Annotated in this window: 26 protein-coding genes; 1 reads left to right on the top strand and 25 read right to left on the bottom strand. The window is 63.4% G+C overall.

The window, feature by feature from the left end:
• Position 1: 1 nt before the first annotated feature.
• The 17 genes from rplR to rpsJ form a co-directional block, all read right to left on the bottom strand.
• Complete coding sequence (gene rplR, locus DC347_RS02765; RefSeq protein WP_018760446.1) at positions 2 to 385, bottom strand: 50S ribosomal protein L18; 384 nt, start codon at positions 383 to 385, stop codon at positions 2 to 4.
• A 2-nt stretch (positions 386 to 387) separates the two neighbouring features.
• Entirely contained in the window at positions 388 to 924 is a 537-nt protein-coding gene (gene rplF / locus DC347_RS02760; RefSeq protein WP_018760447.1) for a 50S ribosomal protein L6, read from the bottom strand.
• Between the two features lie 18 nt (positions 925 to 942).
• Entirely contained in the window at positions 943 to 1,341 is a 399-nt protein-coding gene (gene rpsH, locus DC347_RS02755) for a 30S ribosomal protein S8 (RefSeq protein ID WP_018760448.1), read from the bottom strand.
• Between the two features lie 82 nt (positions 1,342 to 1,423).
• On the bottom strand, positions 1,424 to 2,005 hold the full coding sequence (rplE, locus tag DC347_RS02750; protein ID WP_018760449.1) for a 50S ribosomal protein L5: 582 nt from the start codon (positions 2,003 to 2,005) through the stop codon (positions 1,424 to 1,426).
• On the bottom strand, positions 2,005 to 2,367 hold the full coding sequence (gene rplX, locus DC347_RS02745) for a 50S ribosomal protein L24 (RefSeq protein WP_018760450.1): 363 nt from the start codon (positions 2,365 to 2,367) through the stop codon (positions 2,005 to 2,007). The genes rplE and rplX overlap by 1 nt, the downstream gene beginning before the upstream one ends.
• A gap of 3 nt (positions 2,368 to 2,370) precedes the next feature.
• Positions 2,371 to 2,739 (bottom strand): 50S ribosomal protein L14, encoded by a 369-nt coding sequence (rplN, locus tag DC347_RS02740; protein WP_003803789.1) that lies wholly within the window; start codon positions 2,737 to 2,739, stop codon positions 2,371 to 2,373.
• 483 nt (positions 2,740 to 3,222) lie between these two features.
• Positions 3,223 to 3,528, bottom strand: a complete 306-nt coding sequence (gene rpsQ, locus DC347_RS02735) for a 30S ribosomal protein S17 (RefSeq protein ID WP_018760451.1) — start codon at positions 3,526 to 3,528, stop codon at positions 3,223 to 3,225.
• Complete coding sequence (gene rpmC / locus DC347_RS22125) at positions 3,525 to 3,854, bottom strand: 50S ribosomal protein L29 (RefSeq protein ID WP_018760452.1); 330 nt, start codon at positions 3,852 to 3,854, stop codon at positions 3,525 to 3,527. The genes rpsQ and rpmC overlap by 4 nt, the downstream gene beginning before the upstream one ends.
• Positions 3,855 to 3,856: 2 nt before the next feature.
• The gene (rplP, locus tag DC347_RS02725; protein ID WP_015937848.1) at positions 3,857 to 4,273 is read right to left on the bottom strand and encodes a 50S ribosomal protein L16; all 417 of its coding nucleotides are present in this window, start codon (positions 4,271 to 4,273) and stop codon (positions 3,857 to 3,859) included.
• Complete coding sequence (rpsC, locus tag DC347_RS02720; RefSeq protein ID WP_018760453.1) at positions 4,274 to 5,104, bottom strand: 30S ribosomal protein S3; 831 nt, start codon at positions 5,102 to 5,104, stop codon at positions 4,274 to 4,276.
• Entirely contained in the window at positions 5,105 to 5,470 is a 366-nt protein-coding gene (gene rplV / locus DC347_RS02715; RefSeq protein WP_009358304.1) for a 50S ribosomal protein L22, read from the bottom strand.
• A 38-nt stretch (positions 5,471 to 5,508) separates the two neighbouring features.
• Entirely contained in the window at positions 5,509 to 5,790 is a 282-nt protein-coding gene (rpsS, locus tag DC347_RS02710; protein WP_003803803.1) for a 30S ribosomal protein S19, read from the bottom strand.
• Positions 5,791 to 5,802: 12 nt separating this feature from the next.
• On the bottom strand, positions 5,803 to 6,642 hold the full coding sequence (gene rplB / locus DC347_RS02705) for a 50S ribosomal protein L2 (protein WP_026264302.1): 840 nt from the start codon (positions 6,640 to 6,642) through the stop codon (positions 5,803 to 5,805).
• A gap of 29 nt (positions 6,643 to 6,671) precedes the next feature.
• Complete coding sequence (gene rplW, locus DC347_RS02700) at positions 6,672 to 6,977, bottom strand: 50S ribosomal protein L23 (protein WP_011692807.1); 306 nt, start codon at positions 6,975 to 6,977, stop codon at positions 6,672 to 6,674.
• Positions 6,974 to 7,594 (bottom strand): 50S ribosomal protein L4, encoded by a 621-nt coding sequence (gene rplD / locus DC347_RS02695; protein ID WP_018760455.1) that lies wholly within the window; start codon positions 7,592 to 7,594, stop codon positions 6,974 to 6,976. Before rplD ends, rplW begins: the two co-directional genes overlap by 4 nt.
• Before the next feature lie 4 nt (positions 7,595 to 7,598).
• Positions 7,599 to 8,249 carry a 50S ribosomal protein L3 gene (rplC, locus tag DC347_RS02690; protein ID WP_013601833.1) on the bottom strand — a complete coding sequence of 217 codons (651 nt, stop codon included), beginning with the start codon at positions 8,247 to 8,249 and terminating at the stop codon, positions 7,599 to 7,601.
• A gap of 17 nt (positions 8,250 to 8,266) precedes the next feature.
• Entirely contained in the window at positions 8,267 to 8,575 is a 309-nt protein-coding gene (rpsJ, locus tag DC347_RS02685; RefSeq protein WP_003803825.1) for a 30S ribosomal protein S10, read from the bottom strand.
• Positions 8,576 to 8,970: 395 nt separating this feature from the next.
• Between rpsJ and DC347_RS02680 the strand changes: the two genes are divergently transcribed.
• Complete coding sequence (locus tag DC347_RS02680) at positions 8,971 to 10,407, top strand: GH1 family beta-glucosidase (protein ID WP_018760456.1); 1,437 nt, start codon at positions 8,971 to 8,973, stop codon at positions 10,405 to 10,407.
• A gap of 21 nt (positions 10,408 to 10,428) precedes the next feature.
• On the opposite strand, the gene DC347_RS02675 is transcribed toward DC347_RS02680, so the two are convergent.
• The 8 genes from DC347_RS02675 to DC347_RS02645 all read right to left on the bottom strand — a co-directional run bounded on the left by DC347_RS02675 (position 10,429) and on the right by DC347_RS02645 (position 25,065).
• Positions 10,429 to 11,679 carry an Nramp family divalent metal transporter gene (locus tag DC347_RS02675; protein WP_109044355.1) on the bottom strand — a complete coding sequence of 417 codons (1,251 nt, stop codon included), beginning with the start codon at positions 11,677 to 11,679 and terminating at the stop codon, positions 10,429 to 10,431.
• A gap of 105 nt (positions 11,680 to 11,784) precedes the next feature.
• On the bottom strand, positions 11,785 to 11,910 hold the full coding sequence (locus DC347_RS22090) for a hypothetical protein (RefSeq protein ID WP_255414757.1): 126 nt from the start codon (positions 11,908 to 11,910) through the stop codon (positions 11,785 to 11,787).
• Positions 11,911 to 11,939: 29 nt separating this feature from the next.
• Positions 11,940 to 16,142, bottom strand: coding sequence for a hypothetical protein (locus DC347_RS02670; RefSeq protein ID WP_240617673.1), 4,203 nt, complete (start codon positions 16,140 to 16,142; stop codon positions 11,940 to 11,942).
• A 149-nt stretch (positions 16,143 to 16,291) separates the two neighbouring features.
• Positions 16,292 to 17,482, bottom strand: coding sequence for an elongation factor Tu (gene tuf / locus DC347_RS02665; RefSeq protein WP_018760460.1), 1,191 nt, complete (start codon positions 17,480 to 17,482; stop codon positions 16,292 to 16,294).
• Positions 17,483 to 17,746: 264 nt separating this feature from the next.
• Positions 17,747 to 19,861: an elongation factor G gene (gene fusA, locus DC347_RS02660; protein ID WP_018760461.1), complete on the bottom strand. Its 2,115-nt coding sequence runs from the start codon at positions 19,859 to 19,861 to the stop codon at positions 17,747 to 17,749.
• Between the two features lie 69 nt (positions 19,862 to 19,930).
• Positions 19,931 to 20,401: a 30S ribosomal protein S7 gene (rpsG, locus tag DC347_RS02655; RefSeq protein WP_003803829.1), complete on the bottom strand. Its 471-nt coding sequence runs from the start codon at positions 20,399 to 20,401 to the stop codon at positions 19,931 to 19,933.
• Between the two features lies 1 nt (position 20,402).
• A complete protein-coding gene (gene rpsL / locus DC347_RS02650) occupies positions 20,403 to 20,777 on the bottom strand; it encodes a 30S ribosomal protein S12 (RefSeq protein ID WP_009358312.1) in 375 nt (124 codons plus the stop codon).
• Positions 20,778 to 21,165: 388 nt separating this feature from the next.
• On the bottom strand, positions 21,166 to 25,065 hold the full coding sequence (locus DC347_RS02645) for a DNA-directed RNA polymerase subunit beta' (RefSeq protein ID WP_018760462.1): 3,900 nt from the start codon (positions 25,063 to 25,065) through the stop codon (positions 21,166 to 21,168).
• Positions 25,066 to 25,164: the final 99 nt, after the last annotated feature.

The following is a 25,164-nucleotide window of genomic DNA, read 5'->3' as shown; positions in this document are numbered from 1 at the left end:
GTCACAGTGACAGCCCACCTTCGCGTGCACCGTCGGCGACGGCGGCGATCCGGCCGTGGTACTTGTTACCACCACGGTCGAATACGACAGCCTCGACACCGGCAGCCTTGGCACGTTCGGCAACGAGCTCGCCGACGCGCTTGGCCTTGGCAGTCTTGTCACCGTCGAATGCACGAAGGTCAGCTTCCAGAGTGGACGCGCTTGCTACGGTCTGGCCAATGCTGTCATCGACAACCTGGACAAATACGTGGCGTGCGGAGCGGTTAACCACCAAACGGGGGCGGGCAGCCGTACCGGCAATGCGCTTGCGGATACGAAGCTGGCGGCGGCTGCGTGCAGCTGCCTTGCTCTTGTTCGTACGCTTCTTGTTAATGGCGATGGCCATGGTTACTTACCAGCCTTTCCGACCTTGCGGCGGATGACTTCGCCGGCGTAACGGATGCCCTTGCCCTTGTAGGGGTCAGGCTTGCGCAGCTTGCGAATGTTGGCAGCAACTTCGCCGACCTGCTGCTTGTTGATGCCTGAGACAGAGAGCTTGGTCGGACCCTCTACTGCAAAGGTGATGCCGGCCGGAGCGGAAACGCTGACCGGGTGGCTGAAGCCGAGAGCGAACTCAAGGTCAGATCCCTTGGCCTGAACGCGGTAACCGGTACCGACGATTTCAAGCTTCTTCTCGTAGCCTGCGGTGACGCCCTGGATCATGTTGGCGATCAGGGTGCGGGTCAGGCCGTGGAGTGAACGGGAGGCGCGCTCATCGTTCGGGCGGGTAACGGTCAGGGTGTTCTCGTCCAGGGCAACCTCGATGGGGCTGGCCACAGTGTGGCTAAGCTCCCCCTTGGAACCCTTGACGCTGACGACAGAGCCGTCAACCTTGACCTCAACGCCGGCAGGAACGGTGATGGGGAGACGTCCAATACGTGACATTATTCTCTTCCTTTCCCGTTACCAGACGTACGCGAGGACTTCGCCGCCCACGCCCTTCTTGCCGGCCTGCTTGTCAGTCAGGAGGCCGGAAGAGGTGGACAGGATTGCGATACCCAGGCCACCGAGCACGTGCGGGAGGTTGGTGGACTTCGCGTAAACGCGGAGACCCGGCTTGGAGATCCGGCGTACACCGGCGATGGAACGCTCGCGGTTCGGACCGAACTTGAGTTCGAGGGTCAGCTTCTTGCCAACCTCTGCGTCCTCTTCCTTCCAGCCGGCGATGAAACCTTCGGCCTTGAGGATGTCGGCAACGCGTGCCTTGAGCTTGCTGTACGGCATAGTCACGGAGTCGTGGTACGCCGAGTTTGCGTTACGCAGGCGCGTAAGCATATCTGCGACAGGATCTGTCATTGTCATGTGGGCTCATGCCCTTCCTCATAACGGTTTCCGCCGTTCCGTCCCCTGGGGAGCGGAGCAGCCGGACCTTTTACGTAGTTAATTAAGCTTCGGTTTTGAACGGGAAACCAAGCGCCTTGAGCAGCGCACGGCCTTCGTCGTCGGTCTTCGCAGTGGTGACAACCGTGATGTCCATACCGCGGACGCGGTCGATCTTGTCCTGGTCGATTTCGTGGAACATAACCTGCTCGGTAAGACCGAAGGTGTAGTTGCCATTGCCATCGAACTGCTTGCCACTGAGGCCGCGGAAGTCGCGGATACGGGGCAGGGCCAGGCTGACCAGGCGGTCCACGAATTCCCACATGCGGTCGCCACGCAGGGTTGCGTGTGCACCGATGGGCATGCCTTCGCGCAGCTTGAACTGTGCGATCGACTTGCGGGCCTTGGTAACCTGCGGCTTCTGGCCGGTGATCTGGGTGAGGTCGCGGACAGCGCCGTCGATCAGCTTGGAGTCCTTGGCGGCATCTCCAACACCCATGTTCACAACAACCTTCACCAGACGGGGTACCTGGTTCACGTTCGAGTACTTGAATTCATCCTGCAGCGCAGCCTTGATGGATTCGGCGTACTTGGTCTTCAGACGAGGAACGATCTTCGTTGCCGGGGTCTCGATAGTCTCGGTCATTAGATGTCCTTCCCGGTGCTCTTGGACACGCGGATGCGGACGGTCTTCTTGACGCCGTTCTTCTCCACAGTGTCGAGGCGGAAGCCCACGCGGGTCGGCTTCTTGGTCGACGGGTCAACCAGGGCCACGTTGGAAACGTGAATCGGGGCCTCTACAACCTCGATGCCGCCGGTCTTGGTGCCGCGCTGCGACTGTCCAACCCGAGTGTGCTTGGTGACGCGGTTAACGCCCTCAACCAGCACGCGGTTGGTGTCGGTGAAAACGCGCAGAACCTTGCCCTGCTTGCCACGGTCGCCGCCGCGCTCAGCCTTGGCGCCAGTGATGACCTGAACCAGGTCACCCTTCTTGATCTTTGCAGCCATGGACTAGAGCACCTCCGGAGCCAGAGAAACGATCTTCATGAACTTCTTGTCACGCAGTTCACGACCAACCGGTCCGAAGATACGGGTACCGCGGGGGTCACCGTCGTTCTTCAGGATCACAGCTGCGTTCTCGTCAAACTTGATGTAGGAACCATCCGCACGGCGGCGTTCCTTCTTGGTACGGACGATGACGGCCTTGACCACATCGCCCTTCTTTACGTTGCCGCCCGGGATTGCATCCTTGACGGTGGCGACGATGACGTCGCCGATGCCTGCGTAGCGACGGCCGGATCCACCGAGAACGCGAATGGTAAGGATTTCCTTAGCACCCGTGTTGTCGGCGACCTTCAGTCGCGACTCCTGCTGAATCACTATTTACTCCTTGCGTCGCGCCGGTTCTCAGGCCGTGGTCTTGCTACGGAATGAGCCTTGCGGAACGGTTGATCGGGGTGTCTCTTGACCTGCCTGGATTTTGCCAGACCAGGCCTAAACGCCCGTGCCAGAAGCAGTTGCTCCCATCCGGTCCGGGACGGATCCCGGGCGCACAGGGGCACTATGCTGTGGCACGCTTGTTTACGAGGTTGATGACGGCGCACAGAAGGCGCCATACAAACTCAATATCCTAGCACGTTTTCCGCCAGTCCCCATATCACCCCTCGCATCCGCACCGCAAGACGGACGACGGCGTCACGCACGGCAGCCTTTCGGCCCACCCATGGTGCCTGTCCCCCGCCGGCCCAGGCGCCGGCGTCGTCCGCGGCGTCCGAAGGGTGCCTGGCGTGACACTGCCGGCCCTTTAAACGAGGAAGCCCCCACTCCCGGAAGGGAGCAGGGGCAACAGCTAAGCAGCAGGTGCTACTTGGCCTTCTCGAGGATTTCCACGAGCCGCCAGTTCTTGGTGGCGGACAGCGGACGGGTCTCGGCGATGACAACGAGGTCGCCGATACCGGCGGTGTTCTCTTCGTCGTGTGCCTTGACCTTGGAGGTACGGCGGATAACCTTGCCGTACAGGGCGTGCTTTACGCGGTCCTCAACCTCAACAACGATGGTCTTTTCCATCTTGTCGGAGACCACGTAGCCGCGACGCGTCTTGCGGTAACCGCGCTCCCCAGCCTTGGCGGCGGTAGCAGTTTCCGTCACGTTCTCGTCCTTTTCACTCACTTGGCATCCTCCTCGGTCTCAACCGTTTCAGCCTTTTCGGCCTTCTTGGTTGCAGCCTTCTTGGACTTCTTTTCTTCCTTGGCTTCCACAACCGGTGCGGCAACCTCGGCACGAATGCCCAGCTCGCGTTCGCGGAGAACGGTGTAGATGCGGGCAATGTCCTTCTTTACTGCACGCAGGCGACCGTGGTTCTCCAGCTGTCCGGTGGCGGACTGGAAGCGCAGGTTGAACAGCTCTTCCTTGGCCTTGCGGAGTTCTTCAACGAGACGCTCGTTGTCGAAACCGTCCAGCTGTGCGGGAGCCAGATCCTTGGATCCTACTGCCATTTCTACTCACCACCTTCGCGACGCACAATGCGTGCCTTCAACGGCAGCTTGTGGATTGCCAGGCGCAGGGCCTCGCGAGCTACCTCTTCATTGACACCGGAGAGTTCGAACAGAACCCGGCCCGGCTTGACGTTGGCGACCCACCATTCCGGCGAACCCTTACCGGAACCCATGCGGGTTTCGGCAGGCTTCTTGGTCAGGGGACGGTCCGGGTAGATGTTGATCCAGACCTTACCGCCACGCTTGATGTGGCGGGTCATCGCGATACGGGCAGATTCGATCTGGCGGTTGGTGACGTATGCCGGGCTCAGAGCCTGGATACCCCACTCACCGAACGAGACCTCGGTGCCGCCCGTTGCAGCGCCGGAACGACCCGGGTGGTGCTGCTTACGGTGCTTGACTCGACGTGGGATAAGCATTTAAGCCTGTCCTCCTTCTGCTGCTGCAGGTGCAGCTTCAGCTGCCGGAGCTTCAGCAGCAGGAGCTGCGTCAGCGGCCGGGCGGTCGTTGCGACGGCGGCGGTCACCGCGGTCGGCGCCACCCGGACGGCCGGGACGGTCGCCACGGTTGCCGCGGGACGGTGCCGAGGCAGCCTGGGCGGCCAGTTCCTTGGCAGTGACGTCGCCCTTGTAGATCCAGACCTTCACACCAATGCGGCCGAAGGTGGTCTTGGCTTCGTAGAAGCCGTAGTCGATGTTCGCGCGGAGGGTATGCAGGGGCACACGGCCTTCGCGGTAGAACTCCGAGCGGGACATTTCAGCGCCACCGAGGCGGCCCGAGCAGGCGATACGGATGCCCTTGGCACCTGCACGCTGTGCGGACTGCATGGCCTTCTTCATCGCACGGCGGAATGCCACGCGGGAAGTCAGCTGCTCTGCAACGCCCTGGGCCACAAGCTGGGCTTCCATCTCGGGGTTCTTGACCTCGAGGATGTTCAGCTGGACCTGCTTGCCGGTGAGCTTTTCGAGCTCGCCGCGGATGCGGTCTGCTTCTGCTCCACGGCGGCCGATGACGATGCCGGGACGGGCCGTGTGGATATCCACGCGGACACGGTCACGGGTGCGCTCGATCTCGACCTTGGCGATACCGGCGCGCTCCATGCCCGTGGACATGAGCTGGCGGATGCGGATGTCTTCGCGAACGAAGTCCTTGTACCGCTGGCCGGCCTTGGTGCTGTCAGCGAACCAGTGCGATACGTGATCGGTGGTGATGCCGAGTCGGAACCCGTGCGGGTTTACTTTCTGTCCCACTTAGCGAGCCTCCTCTTTCTCCGGGGTAGCGACTACCACGGTGATGTGGCTGGTGCGCTTCTTGATCTGAAATGCACGACCCTGGGCACGCGGCTGGAACCGCTTCATGGTCGGGCCTTCATCAACAAACGCTTCGCTGATGATGAGGTCACCTTCGTCAAACGCCACGCCGTCGCGGTCCGCGAGGACCCGGGCGTTGGAGATTGCCGACTGAACTACCTTGAATACCGGCTCCGAAGCTGCCTGGGGGGCAAACTTCAGAATTGCCAGAGCCTCATTCGCTTGCAATCCACGAACAAGGTTGACGACGCGCCGGGCCTTCATAGGCGTTACGCGGATGTGGCGCGCAATTGCCTTGGCTTCCATTGCTTTCCTTCTCTCGTCTTTGACGTAAACGCAGGCGCCTAGCGGCGCTTGCCCTTACGGTCGTCCTTGACATGGCCGCGGAATGTCCGCGTGGGAGCGAATTCGCCGAGCTTGTGCCCGACCATCGACTCAGTGACAAACACCGGGATGTGCTTGCGTCCGTCGTGTACGGCGATCGTGTGCCCGAGCATGTCGGGGATGATCATCGAACGGCGGGACCAGGTCTTGATGACGTTCTTGGTGCCCTTTTCGTTTTCCCTGGCGACCTTCACAAAGAGGTGCTGGTCAACGAAAGGACCTTTTTTCAGGCTGCGTGGCATGTGTCCAGGCTCCTATCGCTTGTTCTTGCCAGTACGACGGCGACGCACAATAAGCTTGTCGCTCTCTTTGTTCGGGCGGCGGGTGCGGCCTTCACGCTTACCGTTCGGGTTGACGGGGTTACGTCCACCGGACGTCTTACCCTCACCACCACCGTGCGGGTGGTCAACCGGGTTCATGGCGACACCACGGACGGTCGGGCGGACGCCCTTCCACCGCATACGGCCGGCCTTGCCCCAGTTGATGTTCGACTGCTCGGCGTTGCCGACCTCGCCGACGGTTGCGCGGCAGCGCACGTCAACGTTGCGGATTTCGCCGGAAGGCAGGCGCAGCTGGGCGAAACGGCCTTCTTTGGCAACGAGCTGGATGGATGCACCGGCGGAGCGGCCCATCTTGGCGCCGCCGCCCGGGCGCAGTTCAACTGCGTGGATGACGGTACCCACCGGGATGTTGAGCAGGGGCAGGTTGTTACCGGGCTTGATGTCTGCACCGGCACCTGCCTCCACAACGTCACCCTGGGAGAGCTTGTTGGGGGCGATGATGTAACGCTTGGTGCCATCAACGTAGTGCAGGAGGGCGATGCGAGCCGTGCGGTTCGGATCGTACTCGATTTCGGCAACGCGGGCGTTGACGCCGTCCTTGTCGTGGCGACGGAAGTCGATCAGACGGTACTGGCGCTTGTGTCCACCACCCTTGTGGCGGGTGGTGATCTTACCGGTGTTGTTACGGCCGCCCTTCTTGGGCAGCGGACGTACCAACGACTTTTCCGGCGTCGACCGCGTGATTTCGATAAAGTCCGCTACGCTCGAGCCACGACGGCCCGGGGTAGTCGGCTTGTACTTACGGATTCCCATAATTTATTTCCTCGTTAAAGTGGTCTCCGCTACGCGAGCGGACCGCCGAAGATGTCGATGGTGCCTTCTTTGAGGGTGACAATCGCACGCTTGGTGTTCTTGCGGGTACCCCATCCGAATTTGGTGCGCTTGCGCTTACCGGCACGGTTGATGGTGTTGATCGATTCGACCTTGACGGAGAAGATCTTCTCCACGGCCAGCTTGATCTCGGTCTTGTTCGAACGGGGGTCCACCAGGAAGGTGTACTTGCCCTCGTCGATCAGGCCGTAGCTCTTTTCCGACACGACGGGTGCAAGCACGACGTCGCGGGGATCCTTGATGGTGGCTGCACTCACTTGGCATCCTCCTCGTTCTTAGCTGCCTTGGCGGCTACGAATGCTTCGTAGGCTGCCTTGGTGAAGACAACGTCATCGGAGACGAGAACGTCGTAGGTGTTCAGCTGGTCTGCGTACAGAACGTGAACGCCGGCGAGGTTGCGCACGGACAGTGCGGCAACGTCGTTGTCGCGCTCGATGACGACCAGCAGGTTCTTGCGGTCGGAAACACCGCGGAGCGTTGCCAGTGCGGTCTTGGCGGAAGGCTTGGTGCCTTCAACCAGTTCAGCGACAACGTGGATGCGTCCGTTGCGGGCCCGGTCGGAGAGTGCGCCGCGCAGTGCAGCAGCAATCATCTTCTTGGGGGTCCGCTGGCTGTAGTCACGCGGGGTGGGACCGTGGACAACGCCACCGCCGGTCATGTGGGGAGCACGGATGGAACCCTGACGGGCGCGGCCGGTGCCCTTCTGCTTGAACGGCTTGCGTCCTGCACCGGAAACTTCAGCGCGGGTCTTGGTCTTGTGGGTTCCCTGGCGGGCAGCAGCGAGCTGGGCAACGACAACCTGGTGCAGCAGCGGCACGTTGGTCTGAACGTCGAAGATCTCTGCAGGCAGGTCAACCTGGACAGTGTTAGCCATTGAACTAGGCTCCCTTCACGGCGGTACGTACGAGGACGACCTGGCCGCGGGCACCGGGAACGGCACCCTTGATCAGGAGCAGCGACTTCTCGACGTCAACCGCGTGAACGGTGAGGTTCAGCGTGGTGTGACGAACGGCGCCCATGCGGCCGGCCATTTTCATGCCCTTGAAGACGCGGCTCGGGGTGGATGCGCCACCGATTGAACCGGGCTTACGGTGGTTCTTGTGGGCACCGTGGGAAGCTCCAACGCCGTGGAAGCCGTGACGCTTCATAACACCGGCGAAGCCCTTACCCTTGGTGGTGCCGATGACGTCGATCTTCTGGCCGGCTTCGAAGACCTCTACGGAGAGCTCCTGGCCCAGCTCGTACTCGGCAGCATCTGCGGTACGGAGTTCGACGACGTGGCGGCGAGGCGTGACGCCTGCCTTTTCAAAGTGACCAGCCAGCGGCTTGGTGACCTTGCGGGGATCGATCTGGCCGTAGCCGATCTGGACGGCGACGTAGCCATCGGCCTCAGCGTTGCGCAGCTGGGTGATGACGTTCGAATCTGCCTGGACCACAGTGACGGGGATGAGCTTGTTGTTCTCGTCCCAGACCTGGGTCATGCCGAGCTTCGTGCCCAGCAGGCCCTTTACGTTACGGGTTGCGGTCATAGTTTCTCAGCACCTCCCTACAGCTTGATTTCGATGTTCACGTCAGCCGGCAGGTCGAGACGCATGAGCGAGTCGACGGCCTTCGGCGTGGGATCGATGATGTCGATAAGACGCTTGTGCGTGCGCATTTCAAAGTGCTCGCGGCTGTCCTTGTACTTGTGCGGAGAGCGAATCACGCAGTACACGTTCTTCTCCGTCGGCAGCGGCACGGGGCCGACTACCGTTGCGCCTGCGCGCGTGACCGTCTCAACGATCTTCCGTGCTGAAACGTCAATGACCTCGTGGTCGTATGACTTCAGCCGGATGCGGATTTTTTGTCCCGCCATGTCGCCTGACTCTCTTTCAGTCTGTGCTTCCCCGGTTTAGGGCTGCCCTGTTCACTTACCTGTTGTATGGCTGCCGAAGCATTTGAGGTCGTAACCACCATCCGCCGCACAAACTGAATCCGGATAAATCCGGGTTCCTCACCTTGCCGGCGTAACCGACCCCCGCGGTCGGGCGTGTCGCGCTGGGCGCGCATATGAATCCGCAGTTCCATGGGGGTGGGTTATGTTTGGTCTTCAGCTTGGACCCTGCACCCGGCATTATCCGGATCGGGACGCGAAGAAGCGCTTGAACAACTCATCTAGTATGCCGGAAAACCCTGCCAGATGCGAATCGCCGCTTTTCAGCCCCATGAACTGCCATTGCCGTGGACCGGAAGCCACTGGATGATAGGGGCATGACCATGGAAGGCACGGAATCGGTGACCGAACTGGCCGGGCGGGTGCCGCCGTCGTTCACCCTGGGTGTTGCGGCTGCGGCGTTCCAGATCGAAGGCTCCCTCAAGGCGGATGGCCGGGGACCCTCCGGGTGGGACGCCTTCGCCGAAAAGCCCGGGGCAATCCTGGACGGCCACTCCCCCGCCGTCGCCTGCGACCACTACAACAGGTTGCCCGAAGATGTGGCGCTGCTCAAGGAGCTCGGCGTTGGCTCGTACCGCTTCTCGCTCTCCTGGCCCCGCATCCAGCCCGACGGCCAGGGCAGCTTCAACGCCCAGGGACTGGATTTCTACGACCGGCTGATCGACGAACTCCTCGAGGCCGGCATCTCCCCCATGGCCACTCTCTACCACTGGGACACTCCTTTGCCGCTCGAGCACAGGGGCGGCTGGCTGAACCGGGACACGGCGCATCGCTTCGCCGAGTACGCCAGGGCGGCCGGCGAGCGGTTCGGGGACCGGGTGCCGCAGTGGGTCACCCTCAATGAGCCCGTATCGGTAACCCTGAACGGCTATGCCTTAGGGGTGCATGCACCTGGACGCCGCCTGATGTTCGATGCCTTGCCCGCCATCCACAACCAGCTCCTGGCGCACGGGTTGGGGGTCCAGGCGCTGCGGGCCGCCGGAGTTGTTGGCGGCATCGGCCTGACGAACCTGCACTCACCGGTCAGGCCAGCGTCCCGGAAGATCGGCGACCGGATGGTCGCCCACCTGTACGACCTGCTGATGAACCGGCTGTATGCCGACCCCGTCCTGCTGGGCCGCTACCCGTCCCTGCCGTTGTATGCCAGGCCGTGGTTGCGTTCCATCGGCAGGATCTCCGACGCAGACCTGAAGACCATCCACCAGCCGCTGGATTTCTATGGGCTCAACTACTATTTCCCGGTCAAGGTGGCGCTGGGGCCCGGCATTACGCCCCTGCCGGCGGACATGCACCAGGAACTGGCGAAGCTTCCCTTCCACGAAGTGGGGTATCCGGAGTACGGCAGCACCGGTTTCGGCTGGCCGGTGGCACCACACCACTTGGGGATCCTGCTGCAGGAAATGCGGGACCGTTACGGTGACGCCCTGCCGCCGGTGTACATCACCGAGGGCGGGGCCAGCTTCCCCGAGCCCGACCGCGTGTCCGAGACTTTGGACGACGCCGACCGGGTGGACTACTTGGCGACGCACCTGGGAACTGCGCTGGAGGCCACGGCGCCCGGCGGTATTGCGGAGGGCGTGGACCTGCGCGGCTACTACGTGTGGACCCTGATGGACAACTTCGAGTGGGCAGCCGGCTACTCGCAGCGCTTCGGCCTGGTTCATGTGGACTTTGAGACCCTTGAACGGACCCCCAAGAAGTCCTTCTACTGGTACCAGGCCCTCTCGCGGGCCCGGGCACGCCGGGACAGCTAGCGCAGGGCTGCCGGCGCCGGCTCAGCTATGTCCGGACACCGTGAGGACGATCAGGACACAGTTCAGTCCGACGATCAGCGCGGCACTGGTCCAACCGGCAAGCCGCAGCGGCTTGGAATCCACATGGATGCCCATCACTTCGCGGCTGCCGGTGAGCCGGATCAGGGGGATCAGCGCGAATGGAATCCCGAAGCTGAGGAGCACCTGGCTCAAGACGAGGGCAAGCGTCGGCTCTATCCCGGCACCCAGGACCACCAGCGCAGGGATCAAGGTGATGATCCGCCGGACCAGGAGGGGCACCCTCACCTTCAGGAGGCCGCCCATGATCGTGGCTCCGGCGTAGCAGCCAACCGAGGTGGAGGCCAGGCCGGAGGCAAGGAGGCCTACGGCAAAGACGACGCCGATCACCGGCCCGAGTGCCGACGTCACAGCAGCATGCGCCCCGGCAATGGTATCGGTTCCTTCCACCCCCCGGAGGCTGGTGGCGGCCAGCAGCAGCATGGCGATATTGACGATTCCGGCAAGAAGCAGGGCACCGGCGACGTCAACGCGCGTTGCCCGGATGAGCCTGGACCGGACCCCGGGATCAGGCGAGAAGCCATGGCGGTCCCGCGCCAGGGCCGAGTGCAGGTAGATCGCGTGCGGCATGACCGTTGCCCCGAGCATGCTGGCGGCCAGCAGAACCGTGTCTGTCCCCTCGAACCGCGGGACAAGGCCGGCCAGCGCACCGCCCGCGTCAGGCGGGCTGACGAACAGGCCCGAGACGAACCCCACCGCTATCACGCCCAGGAGCGTCAGGATGGCGATCTCGAAGGACTTCTGGCTGCGGTGCGATTGAAGGGCCAGCAACAGCATGGAGGCAACACCAATGATGAATCCACCGGCCAGCAGGGGCACTCCGAAAAGGAGGTTCAGCGCCACAGCGCCACCGATCACTTCGGCCATGTCCGTAGCCCCGGCCACAAGCTCTGCCTGGGCCCAGTAGGCGCGGCGGCGCCGGGTACCCAGGCGCTTGCCCAGGATTTCCGGCAGGCTCATGCCGGTGGCGAGACCAAGCTTCGCGGATTGGTACTGGATCAGCACCGCCATGGCGTTGGCGGCCACGAGCACCCACACCAGCAGGTACCCAAAGTTGGCCCCGGCCGTCAGGTTTGCGGCCACATTGCCCGGGTCCACGTACGCGATGGCCGCCACAAAGGCGGGTCCGAGCAGCAGGAGCCGGGACCAGGCCTTGGGGCCTACAGGTCCGGCCGTCAGTGTGGGAGCAGCCATTACGTGTCCTCATCGTTGCGGGCATCTACAAGACGAGGATAGCGCGAATTTAGGTATACCGAAAAGAAGGACTACGGTGTACCAGCGAATCTGCTCAGCACGGTGTTACTGGTTCTTGTTGGACCTGTTGATCCGTTTGGCGCGATCGATCTCGTGCCGGAAATACCTTTTGGCCCAATACGCCCCGGCGACGACGACAACCGCGATGATCAGGAAAATAAGCCACCCCATGATGGACTCCTTTCAGTGCTGAAACAGTATCAGGGCGCGTTCCCGGCCTTGTCCGCACCAGCGTTGCCACGGTTGAGGCGCCAGACCGCAAAAGCAATAAGGCCGACGGCCACCACGGTCAGGAGCGCAAACGTGTACTGCCGCATTGCCCAAAGGACGCAGACGGCAATCCCCGCGGCGCCCCACCTGACAAAGAGCCTGTCACCAAGGACCAGCCCGGCGACCAGAAGCACGGCGAGCCAGACCAGTACCCACAACTGCTGTGACGCTTCACCCCCGAACACCGTGCCCGCCCCTGACAGGCTGAGCAGCGCCGCGGCGGCACACACATAGCGCCGGCCGATGGTGCGACTGTTCGCCAGGTATCGCAGGCCAGCCAGCACGGAGGCCAGCAGCATGTACCACTGCGCCACCCAGAAGGGGTCCGCGTGGGAATCGGCTGGCCACGGCAGGAGTCCTTGGACCGCGCTGAACTCGAACAGGGCGGCCCGCTGGACAGCAGCCACGATCGCGAATGCCGCCAGCTCCGCTGCAGGCCGGCGCATGCGGGGTGTCGCTTCGGCGACAGCAACAGCGGCGGCGGCAACGAGGACGCCCACACCGGTCCAGGAAGTTCCATCACGGTAGAGGCCCGCAAGCGCTGCCAGGAGAAGGCCGGCAAAAGCGCCGCCGGCCAAGGACCAGCGCCGGAACGGATCATCCGTTAGGGCCCTGGACCGTGCCCGGCGCACGGCGTAGAGCCCCGCTGCCGCCACGCCTGGCCCTGCCAGCCATGGCAGGTACTGTGCCCACTCCCCCGGGCGATTGCCCTCGGATTCTCCCAGCCAGGCGGCCGCCAGCATGAAGGCTCCGCCGAGCACGGCGGCCGCAGCCGGCGGATAGAGGAGCGGCCTCGCTTCCACATGGGACGCCGTCAGCAGGACCGTTGCAACGGCAAGCACGGAAGCGCCCGGAACCCAGTGGGAAGCCTGGGGCGACACAGCCAACGCCGCAGCGGTGAACGTTCCTGCTGCGGCGAGCCACAGGCGGCGCTCCGGGCCCGTAGAGACACTGCGGCGCTGCCACTCCGGACCGGCGGCGGCTGCCGCAAGGCCCAGGAGCAGAAGCACAACGGCTGTCCCGGTGAAGCTGAAGGCAGCCACGTCCCGGAAAGCAACCACCGGGCTGAGGGACAATACGCCGAAGAGCAGCCCGTAAACGCCGAAGTACAGCGCACCCCGGGCAACGAACAGCCTGCGGGCCACGGCGGCCGACACCACCAGCAGCCCGAGCTCTAGAAGCAACACCCAACGGCCGGCGCCGTCCACCCCGGTTCCACCGCCCGGCAGCGGAGCACCAAGGGTCGGGCCAAGCCGCAACGCCCCGTGCTGCACGGCGTACACCAAGGGCAGCAGAGCCTGGCCTGCAAGGGTGATCCACACGGCGGCCTGCTGGAAGGGCACGGCAGCGAGCCGGAAACGCATCAACCAGCGAATGACATGCTGGGCAGCAAGGACGAGCGCAAACGTTACGGAAACAGCGGTGGGTGACGCCGTCACGTCGTCGCTGAGCACCAAGGCAAGGACGGCAGTCAGGACGCGCGCGGCAACGAAGTACCACCCTTTGCTCCGAGGCCGGGGCACCGCTGCCACCATGACGCCGGCAAACACCGCGAAGACACCCAGCAGAACCTCCATTGCCCGGGCATTTCCGAGCGACAGGCCCGCGAGAACAATGAAGGACACAGGGGCAAAGACTCCAGCGGCCGGCTCCGTCCGCAGGACGTAGGCAGTCAGTGCGGCGGAAACTGCAGCTCCGGACACGGCAGCAAGGTGCTGCCAGCTCCCGGATGCCTGGAGCGCCAGGACAGCACAGGCGGCGAGCTGCAGCACGATGACACCGGCAGCGTCGAAAACTACGCCCGACGGGGCCCGTCGCAGGATCTTCGCGCCCAACGGCAGGGACATCTGGGCAAAGAGGGCGGCGACGAGAACGGTGGCCGGATGCAGCGCCTCCCCTCCGACAACGAGGCTGCCGGTGCTGTGCTGCAACTGGGAGGACGCCGTCAACACCAAAACGGTTCCTGTCGCCCGGGCGGCCCACCAATAAGCCCACCTGTGCCCCAGCGCCGGGAGCCTGGACGCAGAAGCCACCAGGTACGCCAGCAACAGCAAGAGGACCACGTTCCCGGCCCCCTCCGTCAGCCTGCCAAACGCGAACGCCGCAAGCATCGCGCCCACCACCGGCGCCAGTACCTCTCCGGCGCCGGGCCGCCAGTTGCGCCAGTCCGCAGGTTTGCCGGTCAGCAAGAAGCCGGTCACGAGAGCAGCCGTGAGCAGGATCAGCGCTGACGCCCACACCAGCCCCTGGGACCCGAGGCCCGCGACTGACGAGAGGCTGGCGATGCTCCCGAGGCCGAGGAGCGTGAAGCCGACCAGGCTCATGCTGGGCGCCAGGGCCCTTATTCCGAAACGCTGCATCGCCGCAGAGAGAAGTTGCTGCACAGCCGCCGCGATCAGCAACGTGAACCACACGGCCCGGTTCTGCCCGGCGCCTTCGGTCAGGGCTGCTGCCAGCGCAGGAGCCAGCACCGTGCAGGCCAGGCGCGCGTTGAGCACCATGCGGTGCCGCAGTGCCCCGTCCGCCACGTAGGCCCGGACTGCCCAAAAGACGCAGGCCAGGAACAGCATCAGCGCAAACACGCCCTCACCGAGGTGATGGCTGACGAGGGCTGCCAGCAACAGTGCCGGGAGTGGCGCGATCTCCGCGCGGCCGCGAAGCCTGGCAGCCAGCGCGAAGCCTGTGACAAGGCTCAGCAGGACTGGAAGCCACAGTGGCACAGGACTTGCAGATATCCGGGCCGGCAGGAAGTAGCCCGCGACGACGACGGCCAGCGCGTAGCCGGCCGTGGCCGCGAACTGGATGCCGAACGTGACGAACGCGTCACGCCGCCAGCGTGCCGTGCCCGCCTGCGGGCCGGCGTCGACCGTCCGTTGGTGCCCGCCGGACCCGCTTGCTGCCCGCGTGATCCAGCCTTCAAGGTGTCCGCCCATGAATGCCACTGCCACTGCCTGGGCGCCGACCACAACGGCAAGGGTGAACAGGGCGACCGTCCCGCGTCCTGACACGTGCCAGATCCCCACCGTGGCCGCGATTGTCAGAGCCACTCTCGCGGCCCTGAAATACGCCACCCGCAGACCAGCCGTCGTCACTGCAAACACGGCGAAGTATGCCCCGCAGGCGCCGACGACCAGCGCATACTCGGCCTTGGTCAATCCCGGGCCACCGGGCAGGAACGGCGATAACGTGGCCGCAACCGCGACACCTGGCACCACATAGGGGTGCAGTGCGGCAAGCGGCCCGGCGAAAATAGGCGGCAGCCAAGACGGGCGCCGATGCGACAACAACGTGAAGGCTACGGCCACGCTGATCATGGCCGCGAAATAACAAACGAGTGCTCCTCCGAGGACAGCAACCCCCGACCACGCCGTCGACACCACAAACGTCAACGAGAGGTAGGTCAGGACTTTACTGTCCAGCCTGATGGCGGCCGCCACATAGGCAGCGGTCCCCAGCAGGGACGTCAGCAACCAGGTGGCCGGCCCGTTGTGCCAGGCAAAGTTGTACAGTGCCAGGCCCGAAACCGGCACCAGCGCCAGCCCGGTGCCGGTGAAGGCAACGGCGGCCGGCCTCAACCGGGCGATCTTTGCATGCAGCCCGAAGCCCAGACAGTAGAACGTTGCGGTGACGGCTCCAACACCGGCGAAGCGCAGCATCGGGGGCAAACTGCTCCCGACGAAGAGTGCCGCAGCCGCCACCAGGAGCATGCTTGCGACGTAGAGCGTGATGTTGATGTTTTGCCGGTCCCGGCGTTCCCGGCGCGCCTGGCGCTCGGCCGGCGTGACGGCACGCGGCACGGCACGGGCACCCGATGGGACTGGCGCGGGGGGCCGCGGCGGTACCGCCCGTCCGGGGCCGGAGACGATTCCCAACCGGTCGGCGTCGGCCTGCCGGGTCAGTGCGGAGGATGCCGGTGCGGGCTGCCCGAAAGCGGCTGCCGCGGCGAGCGTTCCGGCAACTGGCGGAAGCACAGGAGGAGCCGCGTCCACAGAGACCCGCGCCGGGTTCACTTCCTGCGCCGCGGGTTGGTCCGCACTGGCCGGACGTCGCATTTGGTCTACTTGAGCCATGGCGTCCAGCCACCCCTGCAGATGACCGGCGCGGTAGCCTGCGGCATACGACTCGTCCCTCATGTCGGGCCTTCTTCCATAAGACAACGGTCCCCATTTATTTATCAAACGACTGGATAAATGGTAGCAAAAGAAAACCCCGCTGCACTGGGCAGCGGGGTTTCCTGTGGATTACCGAATCAAGGATTCGGATGGTCCGTGATCAGCAGAAACTACTTGATGATCTTGGTGACACGTCCCGAACCAACGGTGCGGCCGCCTTCACGGATTGCGAAGCCGAGGCCCTCTTCCATTGCGATGGGCTGGATGAGCGCAACGGTCATCTCAGTGTTGTCGCCGGGCATAACCATTTCCGTGCCCTCGGGCAGGGTGATAACGCCGGTTACGTCCGTGGTGCGGAAGTAGAACTGCGGGCGGTAGTTGGAGTAGAACGGGTTGTGACGTCCGCCTTCGTCCTTGGAGAGGATGTAGACGTTGGCCTCGAAGTCGGTGTGCGGGGTGATGGAACCCGGCTTGACGACAACCTGGCCACGCTCGACATCGTCGCGCTTCAGACCGCGGAGCAGGAGGCCACAGTTCTCGCCGGCCCATGCTTCGTCGAGCTGCTTGTGGAACATCTCGATACCGGTAACCGTGGTCTTCTGGACCGGGCGGATGCCGACGATCTCGACCTCGGAGTTGATGGCGAGGGTTCCACGCTCGGCGCGGCCCGTAACAACGGTGCCACGACCGGTGATGGTGAAGACGTCTTCGATCGGCATCAGGAACGGCTTGTCGCGGTCACGTACGGGGTCCGGAACGGACTCGTCGACTGCAGCCATCAGGTCCTCAACGGACTTGACCCACTCGGGGTCGCCTTCCAGGGCCTTCAGGCCGGAGACGCGGACAACCGGAGCGTTGTCGCCATCGAAGCCCTGCGAGCTCAGGAGCTCGCGAACTTCCATTTCGACGAGGTCGAGGAGCTCTTCGTCGTCAACCATGTCGGCCTTGTTCAGCGCGACCAGCAGGTAGGGAACACCAACCTGGCGGGCCAGCAGAACGTGCTCGCGGGTCTGAGCCATCGGGCCGTCGGTGGCGGCAACCACGAGGATTGCGCCGTCCATCTGGGCAGCACCGGTGATCATGTTCTTGATGTAGTCAGCGTGGCCGGGGGCGTCAACGTGTGCGTAGTGACGCTTCTCGGTCTGGTACTCCACGTGGGAGATGTTGATGGTAATACCGCGCTGACGCTCTTCGGGTGCAGAGTCGATCGACGCGAAGTCACGCTTCTCGTTGAGAGTCGGGTACTTGTCGTACAGCACCTTGGAAATGGCGGCCGTCAGCGTCGTCTTACCGTGGTCAACGTGACCAATGGTGCCGATGTTGACGTGCGGCTTAGTCCGCTCGAACTTTGCCTTTGCCACAGGTTCCTCCTAGAACGTTTTCAAATGACATACCCTCCTGCCGCTCTTGTCGCGGCAGAAACTCAGGTAAGTCTACTTGGGGGGCTTTGGATTGGTGAAATTGCAGATTCAGGAACTAATACTAGTCCCTAGAGCCTGTTCGTGCAGATGGCCGGGAACCGGCTTGACCGGACGAATCCGACCGTGCCCCGGCCACCTGCACCGGCTGTGCTTTCCGTAACCGGCAAGCGCACCCGAGTTTTTCGCTGCGAAAAGTCCGAAGGACTACTCGCCGCGGGTCTTCTGGATGATCTCGTCGGCAACTGCCTTCGGGACCTCGGCGTAGCTGTTGAACGTCATGGAGTACACAGCACGGCCCTGGGTCTTCGAGCGCAGGTCACCGATGTAGCCGAACATGCCGGACAGCGGAACGTGCGCACGGATGACCTTGACGCCCTGTGCATCTTCCATGGACTGCATCTGGCCACGGCGGGAGTTGAGGTCACCGATAACTTCACCCATGTATTCCTCAGGGGTGCGGACCTCGACATCCATCAGCGGTTCAAGCAGAACCGGGTTCGCCTTGCGCGCAGCTTCCTTGAAAGCCATGCGGCCGGCGATCTTGAACGCCATTTCCGAAGAGTCAACATCGTGGTACGCGCCGTCAATCAGCGTGGCCTTGATGCCGACAACCGGGTAGCCGGCCAGGACGCCGTCGTTCAGCGCATCCTGGATGCCCGCGTCAACGGACGGGATGTACTCGCGGGGAACGCGGCCACCGGTGACCTTGTTCTCAAACTCGTACAGCTCGCCCTCGGCGGTGTCCAGCGGCTCGATCGCGATCTGGATCTTTGCGAACTGGCCCGAACCACCGGTCTGCTTCTTGTGCGTGTAGTCGTGGCGTTCGACGGCGCGCTTGATGGTTTCGCGGTAAGCAACCTGGGGCTTGCCCACGTTGGCCTCGACCTTGAATTCGCGGCGCATGCGGTCCACCAGGATGTCCAGGTGGAGCTCGCCCATGCCGGCGATGATGGTCTGGCCGGTGTCTTCGTTGAGGGACACCTGGAAGGTGGGGTCCTCAGCGGAGAGCTTCTGGATGGCCGTGGAGAGCTTCTCCTGGTCACCCTTGGTGTTCGGCTCGATGGCAACCGAGATCACGGGCTCCGGGAAGCTCATGGACTCGAGCACGATCTGGTTGTTGGCATCGCACAGGGTGTCGCCCGTGGTGGTGTCCTTCAGACCGATGGCTGCATAGATGTGGCCGGCGGTAGCACCCTCGACGGGCATTTCCTTGTTAGCGTGCATCTGGAACAGCTTGCCGATGCGCTCCTTCTTGCCCTTGGTGGAGTTGACCACCTGGGCGCCTGCTTCCACGTGACCGGAGTACACGCGGATGAAGGTGAGCTGGCCGAAGAAGGGGTGGGCCGCAATCTTGAAGGCCAGAGCCGAGAAGGGCTCTTCCGAGGAAGGCTTGCGGGTCAGTTCCTTCTCTTCGTCGCGAGGATCGTGGCCGACCATCGGGGGGACGTCGAGCGGGTTCGGCAGGTAGTCCACCACGGCATCGAGCATCGGCTGGACGCCGCGGTTCTTGAAGGCGGAGCCACAGAAGATCGGGTACAGCTCGGAGTTGATGGTCATCTTGCGGATGCCGGCCTTGAGCTCGTCGATCGAGATCTCTTCGCCCTCGAGGTACTTCTCCATGAGTTCCTCAGAGGACTCGGCGACCGTCTCAACGAGGTTCGCGCGGTACTCTTCAGCCTTTTCCTGCAGGTCGGCAGGGATCTCGCGGATTTCGTACTTGGCACCCATGGTCACGTCGCCCTTGGCGTCGCCCGGCCAAACCAGGGCACGCATGTAAAGCAGGTCGACGACGCCGATGAAGTCGTTCTCGGCACCGATGGGCAGCTGCATGACCAGCGGCTTGGCACCGAGGCGGCTGATGATGGTGTCTACGGTGAAGTAGAAGTCAGCACCGAGCTTGTCCATCTTGTTGACGAAGCAAATACGCGGAACGTTGTACTTGTCAGCCTGGCGCCAAACGGTTTCCGACTGCGGCTCAACGCCTTCCTTGCCATCAAAGACGGCAACTGCACCGTCGAGGACGCGCAGGGAGCGCTCAACCTCAACCGTGAAGTCAACGTGGCCGGGGGTGTCGATGATGTTGATCTGGTTGTTCTCCCAGAAGCAGGTCACGGCGGCAGACGTGATGGTGATGCCGCGTTCCTTTTCCTGTTCCATCCAGTCAGTGGTCGAAGCGCCGTCGTGCGTTTCGCCGATCTTGTGGTTCACACCCGTGTAGAACAGGATGCGCTCGGTTGTGGTGGTCTTGCCGGCATCAATGTGGGCCATGATGCCGATGTTGCGGACCTTACTAAGGTCGGTAAGCACGTCCTGTGCCACGGGGTCTCCTTTTGGGATGGACTACACGTTCGCCGCCGGCTCTGTTGAGCCGGCGGCGCCCGGGGAGTATTACCAGCGGTAGTGTGCGAAGGCCTTGTTGGACTCGGCCATCTTGTGGGTGTCTTCGCGACGCTTCACAGCGGCACCGAGACCGTTGGACGCATCCAGGATTTCGTTCTGGAGGCGCTCGGTCATCGTCTTTTCGCGGCGGGCCTTGGAGTAGCCAACCAGCCAGCGCAGGGCGAGTGCGGTGGAGCGGCCCGGCTTGACCTCAACCGGGACCTGGTAGGTGGCGCCACCGACGCGGCGGGAGCGAACTTCAAGCGAAGGCTTGACGTTGTCCATGGCCTTCTTCAGCGCTGCGACGGGGTCGCCACCGGACTTGGCGCGCGCGCCTTCGAGGGCACCGTAGACGATGCGCTCTGCAGTGGACTTCTTGCCGTCAACAAGCACCTTGTTGATGAGCTGGGTTACCAGCGGGGAGCCGTAAACCGGATCCGAAACGAGCGGCCGCTTGGGGGCCGGACCCTTGCGAGGCATATTACTTCTTCTCCATCTTTGCGCCGTAGCGGCTGCGGGCCTGCTTACGGTTCTTCACGCCCTGGGTATCAAGGGCGCCACGGACGATCTTGTAGCGGACACCGGGGAGGTCCTTAACACGACCACCGCGGACGAGCACAATGGAGTGCTCCTGCAGGTTGTGGCCAACACCGGGGATGTAGGCGGTGACTTCCACGCCGCCATTGAGGCGAACACGCGCCACCTTACGCAGAGCCGAGTTCGGCTTCTTCGGGGTGGTGGTGTAAACGCGGGTGCAAACACCGCGGCGCATGGGGCTGCCCTTAAGCGCGGGAGCCTTGGTCTTTGAGACCTTAGGCGTGCGGCCCTTGCGGACCAGCTGGTTAATCGTAGGCACTCTCGTGTTCTCCGTTTTATCCGGAGTGGCTGTTTCCGGCCACTCTCTTGTTGCGTTGCCCCGCCGCCCGAGCCCTGAAGAGGATCTTCATGGCGGCGAAGGCGAAGCCTTTAATAGTCGGATCGCATACCGGGAAGGAGCTTGCGATCCCATCAGTCCCTAGGCATGCAAAAATGTGGCATACGTTGCACAAGAACCCTGCAAACCGGAAACGTCGCTCTGGTCCAGCCTTTCAGCTGATACCGGCGCACTCATCCACTGCCACAATAACAATTGGTAACCAGTCTACCACGGACAGTGTCCAGGCCTTAATCGACGGGTTAAAGGGGGATGGTCCCCCACCGTGCGGTGCGGGACCATCCCTTTCGGCTAAGCCGGCTTCTGCTGGTTAGCGGAAGTCGTTGCCGAGGTCGTAGTCATCCAGCGGGATGGCGTGGAACTCGGGAGCTCCGTCACCGCCCAGGGTGTCGTACGAGAAATCGCTGAATGCGCTGGGGCCGGTGAACAGGTTGGCCTTCGCTTCTTCAGTAGGCTCGACCGTGACCTCCGTGTAGCGCGGGAGGCCCGTGCCGGCGGGGATCAGCTTACCGATGATGACGTTCTCCTTCAGGCCAAGCAGCGGATCGCTCTTGCCTTCCATGGCCGCCTGCGTCAGGACGCGGGTGGTCTCCTGGAAGGAAGCGGCCGAGAGCCAGGACTCGGTGGCCAGCGACGCCTTGGTGATGCCCATGAGCTCAGGACGTCCGGAAGCCGGAGTCTTACCCTCGGACACAACGCGGCGGTTGGCCTCCTCGAACCGGCTCCGCTCGGCGAGCTCGCCGGGCAGCAAGTCCGATTCACCGGACTCGATGACCGTGACGCGCCGCAGCATCTGGCGGACGATAACCTCGACGTGCTTGTCGTGGATACCGATGCCCTGGCTGCGGTAGACGCCCTGGACCTCGTCCACCAGGAACTTCTGGGCGGCACGCGGACCCATGATGCGCAGGACCTGCTTGGGGTCCACGGGACCGTTGATCAGCTTCTGGCCAACGGTGACGTGGTCACCGTCTTCGATGAGCAGGCGTGAACGGCGCAGGACCGGGTAAGCGATCTCTTCCGTTCCGTCATCCGGGGTGATGACCAGGCGCATCTGGCGCTCGGACTCTTCGATGGTGATGCGGCCGGCTGCTTCGGCAATCGGCGCGACACCCTTCGGAGTACGGGCTTCGAAGAGCTCCTGGATACGGGGCAGACCCTGGGTGATGTCGTCGCCACCGCCGGCGGAAACTGCACCACCGGTGTGGAACGTACGCATGGTCAGCTGGGTACCGGGTTCACCGATGGACTGTGCGGCAATGATGCCCACGGCCTCGCCGATGTCCACAGTCTTGCCGGTGGCCAGCGAACGGCCGTAGCACAGGGCGCAGGTGCCGACGCTGGACTCACAGGTGAGGACCGAGCGGACCTTGACCTCGGTGATGCCTGCCTTGAAGAGTTCCGCGATGACGACGTCGCCGCAGTCGGTGCCGGCGGCTGCGAGGACATTGCCCTCGGAGTCCACGACGTCGACGGCCAGCGTACGGGCGTAGGCGCTGTTCTCGACGTTCTCGTCCAGGACGAGCTCACCGTTGGAATCGGCGACGGCGATGGGCGTGACCAAGCCGCGCTCGGTGCCGCAGTCTTCTTCACGGACGATGACATCCTGCGAGACGTCCACCAGGCGACGGGTCAGGTAACCCGAGTTGGCGGTACGCAGGGCGGTATCGGCCAGGCCCTTACGGGCACCGTGCGTGGCGATGAAATATTCCAGCACCGACAGGCCCTCACGGTAGGAGGACTTGATGGGGCGCGGGATGATCTCACCCTTCGGGTTGGCCACCAGGCCACGGATACCCGCGATCTGGCGGACCTGCATCCAGTTACCACGTGCACCGGAGGACACCATGCGGTTGATGGTGTTCATCGGTGAGAGGCTCTCGCGCATCACCGAGGCGATGTCGTTGGTGGCCTTGTTCCAGATCTCGATCAGTTCCTGGCGACGCTCGTCGTCGTCGATCAGGCCCTTGTCGTACTGGCCCTGGATCTTGGCGGCCCGTTCCTCGTAACCGGCAAGGATTTCCGGCTTGGCAGCCGGGACCTCGATGTCGGAGATGGCAACCGTGACGCCTGAGCGGGTGGCCCAGTAGAAACCGGCGTCCTTCAGGTTGTCCAGCGTTGCCGCGGTGACGACCTTCGGGTAGCGCTCGGCGAGGTCGTTGACGATCCGGGACAGCTCGCCCTTGTCGGCAACAGCCTCGACCCAGGGGTAGTCCTCGGGCAGGGTCTCGTTGAAGAGGACCTGGCCCAGGGAGGTCTGGACGAGAGCGGGCTGACCCTGCTCCCAGCCTTCCGGAGCTTCCCAGCCGGCGTAGGGCACGAAGCCTTCGAGCCGGATCTTGACCTGCGAGTTCAGGTGCAGCTCGCGGGCGTCGAACGCCATGATGGCTTCCGAAACCGAACCGAAGATGCGGCCTTCACCGGCTGAACCCTTGCGCTTGGTGGTCAGGTGGTAGAGGCCGATGATCATATCCTGCGAGGGCAGGGTGACCGGGCGTCCGTCGGAGGGCTTCAGGATGTTGTTCGAGGACAGCATCAGGATGCGGGCCTCAGCCTGCGCCTCGGGGCTCAGCGGCAGGTGGACTGCCATCTGGTCACCGTCGAAGTCTGCGTTGAACGCGCCACAAACCAGCGGGTGCAGCTGGATTGCCTTGCCTTCAACAAGCTGCGGCTCGAACGCCTGGATGCCCAGGCGGTGCAGGGTAGGTGCACGGTTGAGCAGCACCGGGTGTTCGGTGATGATCTCTTCGAGAACGTCCCAGACCTGCGGGCGGTAGCGCTCCACCATCCGCTTGGCCGACTTGATGTTCTGGGCGTGGTTGAGGTCAACCAGGCGCTTCATCACGAACGGCTTGAAGAGCTCCAGGGCCATCTGCTTGGGCAGGCCGCACTGGTGCAGCTTCAGCTGCGGGCCGACGACGATGACCGAACGGCCGGAGTAGTCGACGCGCTTGCCGAGGAGGTTCTGGCGGAAACGGCCCTGCTTGCCCTTGAGCATGTCGCTCAAGGACTTCAGCGGACGGTTGCCCGGTCCGGTGACCGGACGGCCGCGGCGGCCGTTGTCGAAGAGGCTGTCAACAGCTTCCTGAAGCATGCGCTTCTCGTTGTTGACGATGATCTCCGGAGCACCAAGGTCAAGCAGGCGCTTGAGGCGGTTGTTCCGGTTGATCACGCGGCGGTAGAGGTCGTTCAGGTCAGAGGTCGCGAAGCGGCCACCGTCCAGCTGGACCATCGGGCGCAGTTCCGGCGGGATCACCGGGACGGCGTCGAGCACCATGCCGAGCGGGCTGTTGTTGGTGGTCAGGAACGCGTTGACCACCTTCAGGCGCTTGAGGGCGCGGGTCTTGCGCTGGCCCTTGCCGTTGGCGATGATGTCGCGCAGCAGGTCGGACTCAGCCTGCATGTCGAAGTTCTCAAGACGCTTCTTGATGGCCTCGGCACCCATGGAGCCTTCGAAGTACATGCCGTAGCGGTCGCGCAGTTCGCGGTACAGGCCTTCGTCACCTTCGAGGTCCGCGACCTTGAGGTTCTTGAAGCGGTCCCAGACCTGCTCGAGGCGCTCGATGTCGGCGTCGGCGCGCTTGCGCACGTTGGCCATCTGGCGGTCGGCGGAGTCGCGGGCCTTCTTCTTGTCAGCTGCCTTGGCGCCTTCGCCCTCGAGGCGTGCGATTTCGCCTTCGAGGTCGCGGGCGATCGCCGCGATGTCGGCGTCGCGGTTGTCGATCAGCTGCTTCTTCTCGATGTCGTGCTCAACCTGCAGGTTGGGCAGTTCCTCGTGGCGGGCGGCCTCGTCGACGCTGGTGATCATGTAGGCGGCGAAGTAGATGACCTTTTCGAGGTCCTTCGGAGCCAGGTCAAGGAGGTAGCCCAGGCGGGACGGAACACCCTTGAAGTACCAGATGTGCGTGACGGGAGCGGCCAGCTCGATGTGGCCCATGCGCTCACGGCGGACCTTGGCGCGGGTGACTTCGACGCCACAGCGCTCACAGATGATGCCCTTGAAGCGCACGCGCTTGTACTTGCCGCAGTAGCACTCCCAGTCCCGGGACGGGCCGAAGATCTTCTCGCAGAAGAGGCCGTCCTTCTCGGGCTTGAGCGTGCGGTAGTTGATGGTTTCCGGCTTCTTAACCTCGCCGTACGACCAGCCGCGGATGTCTTCCGCGGTGGCGAGGCCGATCTGCATGAGGCCGAAGGAGGATTCGCTGGACATATGGTCCCTGTTCTCTCTTGTTCTCTAAATTCTGAAGTCTTGACGGCGCCGGGGTTTCGACAGCTCAACCACCGGGCGCCCTGGGTGCGGGAGGAGGGA

Source organism: Pseudarthrobacter sp. AG30 (genome assembly GCF_003116525.1).
GTDB lineage: Bacteria > Actinomycetota > Actinomycetes > Actinomycetales > Micrococcaceae > Arthrobacter.
The sequence above is the reverse complement of the archived record's forward strand: the minus strand, read 5'-3'. Positions and strand labels throughout refer to the sequence as shown.

Bases quoted from the DNA above. Each gene is read 5' to 3' on its own strand.
- rpmC (WP_018760452.1), bottom strand. From the start codon at position 3,854: ATGGCAGTAGGATCCAAGGATCTGGCTCCCGCACAGCTGGACGGTTTC.
- rpsH (WP_018760448.1), bottom strand. From the start codon at position 1,341: ATGACAATGACAGATCCTGTCGCAGATATGCTTACGCGCCTGCGTAAC.
- rplV (WP_009358304.1), bottom strand. From the start codon at position 5,470: ATGGAAGCCAAGGCAATTGCGCGCCACATCCGCGTAACGCCTATGAAG.
- rplR (WP_018760446.1), bottom strand. From the start codon at position 385: ATGGCCATCGCCATTAACAAGAAGCGTACGAACAAGAGCAAGGCAGCT.
- rpsJ (WP_003803825.1), bottom strand. From the start codon at position 8,575: ATGGCGGGACAAAAAATCCGCATCCGGCTGAAGTCATACGACCACGAG.
- DC347_RS02680 (WP_018760456.1), top strand. From the start codon at position 8,971: ATGACCATGGAAGGCACGGAATCGGTGACCGAACTGGCCGGGCGGGTG.
- rplE (WP_018760449.1), bottom strand. From the start codon at position 2,005: ATGACCGAGACTATCGAGACCCCGGCAACGAAGATCGTTCCTCGTCTG.
- DC347_RS02645 (WP_018760462.1), bottom strand. From the start codon at position 25,065: ATGTCCAGCGAATCCTCCTTCGGCCTCATGCAGATCGGCCTCGCCACC.
- rpsG (WP_003803829.1), bottom strand. From the start codon at position 20,401: ATGCCTCGCAAGGGTCCGGCCCCCAAGCGGCCGCTCGTTTCGGATCCG.
- rplD (WP_018760455.1), bottom strand. From the start codon at position 7,594: ATGGCTAACACTGTCCAGGTTGACCTGCCTGCAGAGATCTTCGACGTT.
- rplX (WP_018760450.1), bottom strand. From the start codon at position 2,367: ATGGCTGCAAAGATCAAGAAGGGTGACCTGGTTCAGGTCATCACTGGC.
- rplC (WP_013601833.1), bottom strand. From the start codon at position 8,249: ATGACCGCAACCCGTAACGTAAAGGGCCTGCTGGGCACGAAGCTCGGC.
- DC347_RS02670 (WP_240617673.1), bottom strand. From the start codon at position 16,142: ATGAGGGACGAGTCGTATGCCGCAGGCTACCGCGCCGGTCATCTGCAG.
- rplF (WP_018760447.1), bottom strand. From the start codon at position 924: ATGTCACGTATTGGACGTCTCCCCATCACCGTTCCTGCCGGCGTTGAG.
- rplP (WP_015937848.1), bottom strand. From the start codon at position 4,273: ATGCTTATCCCACGTCGAGTCAAGCACCGTAAGCAGCACCACCCGGGT.
- rpsS (WP_003803803.1), bottom strand. From the start codon at position 5,790: ATGCCACGCAGCCTGAAAAAAGGTCCTTTCGTTGACCAGCACCTCTTT.
- DC347_RS02675 (WP_109044355.1), bottom strand. From the start codon at position 11,679: ATGGCTGCTCCCACACTGACGGCCGGACCTGTAGGCCCCAAGGCCTGG.
- DC347_RS22090 (WP_255414757.1), bottom strand. From the start codon at position 11,910: ATGGGGTGGCTTATTTTCCTGATCATCGCGGTTGTCGTCGTCGCCGGG.
- rplB (WP_026264302.1), bottom strand. From the start codon at position 6,642: ATGGGAATCCGTAAGTACAAGCCGACTACCCCGGGCCGTCGTGGCTCG.